We start from the raw sequence: 4685 nt of genomic DNA, 5'->3' as shown, positions 1-4685 counted from the left end.
GTTAATAACCCAATGCCCAATCACCAATCACCAATCACCAATCACCAATCACCAATCACCAATCACCAATCACCAATCACTAATCACCCGTCACTTTCTCACTTCCTGGAAGCAGTTCCTGTTGATACTTTGTGCTGTCCTGGGTGATAGCAATTGTAGTAAATAAAATTGCACCTCCCATAGCTAAAGCCAACAAATAACGTTTGAAAAGCGGCAAATCTCTAATCATCCTGGCTAAAGGTCGGCTTTGACGACGCAACGCCGAGGAGATAAGAATTTTTTTCCAAGTAAACGGATCACGGACGTAGTGACCACTTTTACAAACTACGAGTTTTTCCTGACAATAAGGACAAATAAATAATCCGATATAAGTCTTAACAGGCTTAGTCCTGTTATTTCTTTGGCAAATCGGACAAGTAACATAATTATTATCAAAGGTGTGTATATTCATCTAGAGCTTCCGCCTAGTCCATTTACTGATTCATTTACGCTGAACATTTCTGAGCATTGATTGACAAAGCTCGAACTGTAACGATAGCAATACCATCATTACTGACGGTAAAGGAGGAATCCCTCAAAGCACGCAACATAATATTACGTGCGCCGTTAGCATCTCTCGGTGTTTGCGCTCCACAATTCGGGCATTGATGCACCTTAGAGCGGCTTAATTTAGAGTGATCTTTCTATAACAATAGCTATATTCACTAAGAAGTATGGCTGAAATCAAGTTCTGATCTCAGGAGGTAGTAGGGGCAGGAAGTAGGAGGTAAGAGGCAGGAAAACGAAAAATATTACCTGTTCTCTGTTCCATCTGATAGCTGATAGTGAATACTCAATCTATCTCCCCATCACAACTACTCACTGTGATAACTAACAACTTGTATTAACTAATAATTCTCTCCTATTTCAACTATTCTGATCATAAAAATTTTAACTGCTTGTCTGAGTTGATGAAAACTGTGTAAATGAAGGATATCAAGCATACTTGTCTGGTTGCTTAGTCATGGCTCACAATAATAATTAACCAATAAAAAAAATAAATTTTTTCTTACATTTACCCCGTTTTTCCATGACTCTCTTGCCTCCTACACAACTGAGGAAAGTAACTCAGCCAGTTGCCTTTCCCACATCTTCTGCTCGTTTAACTCATCTGATCAATCGTCTTCAGCCATCCCCGGAAACAGTGGTGCTGTTTTTAGCCATGCTCATTGGTGGTGGTACGGGTATGGGTGTGGTCACTTTTCATTATCTCATCGAGTTGATTCATCACTTGATGCTAGAAAATTTTTTGGGACAGATAGGAGTCTGGGGTGGTTGGACTTTAGCTTGTGTTCCTACCCTGGGCGGATTAATTGTAGGCTTAATGCGTTGGCGTACTGAAGATTTTGGACCTGGACTTTCATCTTTAATTGCTCTATCTCAGGGTAGAGAAGTTAAGCAACAATTACGACCTGTTACTAAGATGATAGCTGCTGCTGTTTCTTTAGGTAGTGGTGCATCTTTGGGTCCTGAGGGTCCTAGTGTGGAAATAGGTACTAATTTTGGGGTGTTGTTATCAGATGTACTGCAAGTTTCTCAAGAGAGGCAGCGGTTACTGTTGGGTGCTGGTGCTGCTGCTGGTTTAGCAGCTGGATTTAATGCTCCCATTGCTGGGGTATTTTTTGCTTTAGAGGTGGTTATGGGGGCTACTTCTTTTGCTACTTCTGCCGTCAGTGTGGTCTTACTTGCAGCGGTAGTAGCAGCTTTAATTGCTCAAATTGGTTTGGGTTCTCAACCTGCTTTTGCTTTACCTGCTTATCAAGTTCGCAGTCCTTTAGAATTACCGCTTTATCTGGGTTTAGGTTTGGGTGCAAGTTTGGTAGCTTTGACTTATACACAATCTATTAGTTTAGGTAAAGCTTTTTTTAGCGGACGCTTTCAAGGATTTCAATTTTTGGGCAAGATTCCTAAACCTATTCAACCAATTATTGGTGGTTTAATAGTTGGTTTAGTGGCTTTGCAATACCCACAAATTTTAGGTATTGGTTATGGAACTGTGCAAGCAATGTTGCAAGATCAAGAGTTTTCCTTGAATTTGTTACTTGTACTTATAGGGTTGAAACTGCTGATGACGGCTGTTAGTTCTGCTAGTGGTTTTGTAGGTGGTTTGTTTGCGCCTGCCATGTTTTTAGGTGCATCCTTCGGATCTGCCTATGCCAAAGTTTTGGCTTTGATAGTTCCCGGAGTTGCTGAATATATGGCTGCTCCTCCAGCTTATGCAATGGTGGGTATGGCTGCTGTTTTGGCGGGTAGTGTGAGAGCGCCTTTAACAGCTATTTTAATGTTGTTTGAATTAACTCGTGACTACCGAATTGTTTTACCTTTGATGGCTGCGGTGGGTTTAAGTGTCTGGTTAGTAGAAGGAATTAAACCAACTGTTAATTCTAATTCCAATCTACAACAGATTGGTCTTTCGGAATTGAAAGATGAGCAAGTGGAAATTGTACAGCAAATTTCTGTGGCAGATGCTATGCACTCTTATCCTAAAAAAATGCCGGCAAATCTTGGGGTTTTAGAAGCTGCTATGGAAATGATCCGCGATCGCTCACCCAGTGCTTTAGTCATTGATGCCAATGAACAATTAGTCGGTATTATTTCTCTGGACGATATTAACCGCACTCTTTCTCTTTGGGAAAATTACCAACATTCTCCTGGTGAAATACAGCCTAATTTTTCTAGTCAAACACTCATAGATATTTGTACGACTGATATTCTCTATGCTTGGCAAGATGAACTTTTATCTGAAGCTTTAGATCGTATGGCGCTGCGAGGTTTGCATCAGCTACCAGTGGTAGCAAGAAACAACCCCGACTGCATTTTAGGTTTACTCGAAAAAGAGCAAATCGCTTTAACTTGCAATTTAGCAGCTACGCGCAAAGCTTTACAGCACTATTTACCAATGTTGCCAACAACCGATATAGTTATTGGTCATTAGTCTTTGGTGATTAGTGATTGGTGATTAGTGATTGGTGATTGGTGATTGGGGAAGAGGTTTTTAACTGCTGACAACTGATAACCGATTGGTTAGTACACAAAAATCAATAACTGCAAGTCTGGGTTTAGCATTGCTAAACCCCTACAGCTGACAACTGATCTTCTAGCTGAAAACCTCTACAACTAAATTTTGATTAAGCTGTAGCTTCTTCTACTTCACCATCTTCTCTGTCTTCTGGATCTACTTGGCGTAGTCGAATATGCTTCTTGCCTAAAGTAATGATAAATTCATCTCCAGGTTTAAGATTCATCTGTTTTGTATAAGCTGAACCTATGAGTAAATTGTTGTTAGACTGCACGCTAATTCTATAGCTGGCACTGCGTCCACCACGGCCATTAGCACCTGGTGTACTGTCCAACTCAATGCCCTCGGCATCAATTAAGGCATTCAAGAATTTCATCATATTCACGCGCTCTATACCATTTTTGGTAACAGTATAGTAGCCACACTGTTTAGCTTTCTCTTCCTTGCTTTCGTTCTCTAGCTCCTTAACTTTTTGGAGCAGTTCTTCACCAACAAGGGGTTCATTTTTTTTCTGTTTAGGCATCAACTTTGGTCGGAATTAAATGATTGAAGTGGTTGAATCGATTTTATTTTAACTGATACTGAGCTAACAGGAACAGAGTCCTTTATTTTTTTATCTCAGCATAGCCAAGTATATTACACTCTTATCAGAAATTGTTGCACAATTATCAATCTTGTCAAGATATTTTCTAAAATAAAATTCTGATGATGCTCAGAGAGAGATATATATAGTTTGTGAATTACTGGTAAACTGTATTTGTTTAAGTTTTTTAAAGTAACGTAAAAAAGTGGTTTGCTAAATAAAGATGATTTTCAAGTCTTTAGTTATTAGTCATTAGTCAGGAGTTCAAGGAGTCAGGAGTTCAAGGAGTCAGGAGTCAGAATAATTTTAGATTTTAGATTTTAGATTTTAGATTGGAGTTGACAAGAACAATCCAAAATCCTTGCATCCAAAATCCTTTCATTGTATCCCCAGTCACCAGTCACCAGTCCCCAGCGATGCACTGAGCTTGTCGAAGTGTCCCTAGTCCCCAGTCACCAGTCACCAGTCACCAGTCCCTAGTCCCCAGTCACCAGTCACCAGTCACCAGTCACCAGTCCCCAGTCCCCAGTCACCTATTCCCTAATAAATGAAACTAACCACGAGAGGACACTATAGCGTTAAGGCATTGCTGGATTTAAGTTTACAGCCGAAATATGGACCTGTATCTGTCAGAGCGATCGCTAAACGTCAAGATATTCCTGCTCCCTATTTGGAAAAGCTGCTAATAGAAATGCGTCGCGCTGGGTTAGTCAACTCAATTCGTGGCAGTGTTGGTGGCTATCAATTAGCAAGAGAACCTGCACAAATTTCCATAGGACAAATTTTAGAGGCTGCTGGGGAAAATATGACTCACATACCTCTGAACAGTCCACCACCTGCTCAAGCGGAAGATTGGGTAACTTTTACTCTGTGGCAAAGACTGAACCAAAAGTTAAAAGAAGCTTTGTATAGTATTACTCTGGCAGACCTTTATTATGATGCGCGAAGTTGGCAAGCATCTCTAGGGGAAGAAGCAAGTTTTGTAGTTTAGTCAGTTGACTGGTGATTGGTGACTGGGGACTGGTGACTGGTGACTGGTGACTG

General features: G+C 40.6%; 5 protein-coding genes. 2 read left to right on the top strand and 3 right to left on the bottom strand.

The genetic code is table 11. The features are described from left to right. Positions 1–79: 79 nt before the first annotated feature. Positions 80–451, bottom strand: coding sequence for a hypothetical protein (locus tag PN497_RS06685; RefSeq protein ID WP_096571481.1), 372 nt, complete (start codon positions 449–451; stop codon positions 80–82). A gap of 34 nt (positions 452–485) precedes the next feature. Next, a complete protein-coding gene (locus PN497_RS25890; protein WP_199291295.1) occupies positions 486–653 on the bottom strand; it encodes a transposase in 168 nt (55 codons plus the stop codon). 416 nt (positions 654–1069) lie between these two features. Here PN497_RS25890 and PN497_RS06680 point away from each other — a divergent pair, with 416 nt between their 5' ends. Continuing rightward, complete coding sequence (locus tag PN497_RS06680; RefSeq protein ID WP_096571483.1) at positions 1070–2974, top strand: chloride channel protein; 1905 nt, start codon at positions 1070–1072, stop codon at positions 2972–2974. Positions 2975–3167: 193 nt separating this feature from the next. Here PN497_RS06680 and PN497_RS06675 read toward each other — a convergent pair whose 3' ends face one another. Continuing rightward, positions 3168–3581, bottom strand: a complete 414-nt coding sequence (locus PN497_RS06675) for an AbrB family transcriptional regulator (RefSeq protein WP_096571485.1) — start codon at positions 3579–3581, stop codon at positions 3168–3170. Between the two features lie 607 nt (positions 3582–4188). Here PN497_RS06675 and PN497_RS06670 point away from each other — a divergent pair. Next, positions 4189–4632, top strand: coding sequence for an Rrf2 family transcriptional regulator (locus PN497_RS06670; RefSeq protein WP_096571486.1), 444 nt, complete (start codon positions 4189–4191; stop codon positions 4630–4632). Positions 4633–4685: the final 53 nt, after the last annotated feature.

It is taken from the genome of Sphaerospermopsis kisseleviana CS-549, from assembly GCF_028329225.1.
In the GTDB taxonomy this organism is placed as follows: Bacteria; Cyanobacteriota; Cyanobacteriia; order Cyanobacteriales; family Nostocaceae; genus Sphaerospermopsis; species Sphaerospermopsis kisseleviana.
Note: the sequence above shows the minus strand (reverse complement) of the source record. Positions and strands in the feature narration are given on the sequence as shown.

Coding starts and splice junctions, on each gene's coding strand:
- PN497_RS06685 (WP_096571481.1), bottom strand. CDS start 451: ATGAATATACACACCTTTGATAATAATTATGTTACTTGTCCGATTTGC.
- PN497_RS06670 (WP_096571486.1), top strand. CDS start 4,189: ATGAAACTAACCACGAGAGGACACTATAGCGTTAAGGCATTGCTGGAT.
- PN497_RS06675 (WP_096571485.1), bottom strand. CDS start 3,581: ATGCCTAAACAGAAAAAAAATGAACCCCTTGTTGGTGAAGAACTGCTC.
- PN497_RS06680 (WP_096571483.1), top strand. CDS start 1,070: ATGACTCTCTTGCCTCCTACACAACTGAGGAAAGTAACTCAGCCAGTT.